A 1,869-nucleotide genomic window follows, 5' to 3' on the forward strand; every position below is an offset into this window, starting at 1 on the left:
GGCAGTCCGGCGACGGACGACCGCATCGGCATCGCGATGCCGACCAAGTCGTCCGAACGCTGGATAGCCGACGGCAGGAATATGACGGCCAGCCTGAAGAAGGCAGGTTTCCGGACCACCCTCCAGTACGGCGAGGACGACCCCGACCAGCAGGTCTCCCAGATCGAGAACATGATCACCCAGGGGGTGGACGCCCTGGTCATCGCCGCGATCAACGGCGAGGCACTCTCCAATGTCCTCCAGCAGGCCGCCGACGCCGACATCCCCGTCATCTCCTACGACCGGCTGATCCTCGGCTCCGACCACGTCGACTACTACGCCTCGTTCGACAACGAGAAGGTCGGGGAGCTCCAGGCGGGCTACATCGTCGACAAGCTCGAACTGAAGGACCGGCCGGACGAAGGCCCCTTCAACATCGAGCTGTTCGCGGGCTCGAACGACGACAACAACACCAAGTACTTCTTCAACGGCGCCATGAAGGTGCTCAAGCCCTACATCGACGACAAACGCCTCGTCGTCCGCTCCGGGCAGACCCGCCTCAACCAGGTCACCACCCTGCGGTGGGACGGCGGCACCGCCCAGAAGCGGATGGACGACCTGCTCACCTCGACGTACTCCAGCGCCCGGGTCGACGCGGTCCTCTCTCCGTACGACGGCATCTCCATCGGCATCCTGTCGGCCCTGAAGTCCGACGACTACGGCAGCTCCGCCAAGCCCCTGCCGGTCGTCACCGGCCAGGACGCGGAAGCGGCCTCCGTGAAGTCGATCATCGCGGGCGAGCAGACCCAGACCGTCTACAAGGACACCCGCGCCCTCGCCCAGGTGGCGTCGGACATGGTCGGAGCGGTCCTGGACGGGAAGGAACCGGAGACCAACGACACCACGACGTACGACAACGGGAAGAAGGTCGTCCCCGCGCACCTGCTGCCGCCGGTGAGCGTGGACAAGTCCAACTACAAGTCGGTGCTCGTCGACTCGGGTTACTTGAAGGCCGAGGACCTGCGGTGACACCGAAGGCCCCGACCACCGGCCGCGGCCCGGAGCGGGACGCGGCCGACGGCCTCGTGCTCGACATGCGGTCCATCAGCAAGACGTTCTCCGGCGTGAAGGCGCTGAGCGAGGTCAACCTGCGGGTGCGCCGTGGCGAGGTCCACGCCCTGTGCGGCGAGAACGGCGCGGGAAAGTCCACGCTGATGAAGGTCCTCTCCGGCGTTCACCCGCACGGCAGTTACGAGGGAGAGATCCGCTACGAGGGCGAGGAGTGCCGGTTCCGCGACATCCGCGCCAGCGAGCGGTCCGGCATCGTGATCATCCATCAGGAGCTGGCCCTCGTCCCCCAGCTCTCGATCGCCGAGAACATCTTCCTCGGCCACGAGCCGGCCCGGCGAGGCGTCATCACCTGGCCGGCGACACTGCGCCGGGCCGCCGGACTCCTGCGCCGGGTAGGTCTTGACGAGCATCCGCAGACCCGGGTCGCCGACATCGGGGTGAGCAAGCAGCAACTGGTCGAGATCGCCAAGGCACTGGCCAAGGACGTCGGACTGCTGATCCTCGACGAGCCGACCGCCGCGCTGAACGACGAGGACAGCGCCCAACTGCTGCGGCTCATCGGCGAACTGAAGAACCAGGGCATCACCTCGATCATCATCTCGCACAAGCTGGGCGAGATCGCCCAGGTCGCCGACACCGTCACCGTCCTCCGCGACGGCCGCACCGTGGAGACCCTCGACCTCAAGGATCCGGAGACCACGGAGGAGCGCATCATCCGCTCCATGGTGGGCCGGAGCCTCGACAACCGCTTCCCCGACCGCACCCCCTGCGCGGCCCCGCCCCGCCGACATCGGGGTGAGCAAGCAGCAACTGGTCGAG

General features: G+C 67.1%; 2 protein-coding genes. Both read left to right on the top strand.

Annotated elements, in window-relative coordinates:
• A partial coding sequence (gene chvE, locus D3105_RS33555; RefSeq protein ID WP_133305748.1) for a multiple monosaccharide ABC transporter substrate-binding protein occupies positions 1–1,008 on the top strand: 1,008 nt, incomplete at its 5' end.
• Positions 1,005–1,869, top strand: an 865-nt coding sequence (locus D3105_RS33560; protein WP_118906571.1) for an ATP-binding cassette domain-containing protein, incomplete at its 3' end; no start/stop codon positions are given. The genes chvE and D3105_RS33560, both read left to right, overlap by 4 nt.

Source organism: Streptomyces globisporus (assembly GCF_003501885.1).
GTDB lineage: Bacteria > Actinomycetota > Actinomycetes > Streptomycetales > Streptomycetaceae > Streptomyces > Streptomyces globisporus_D.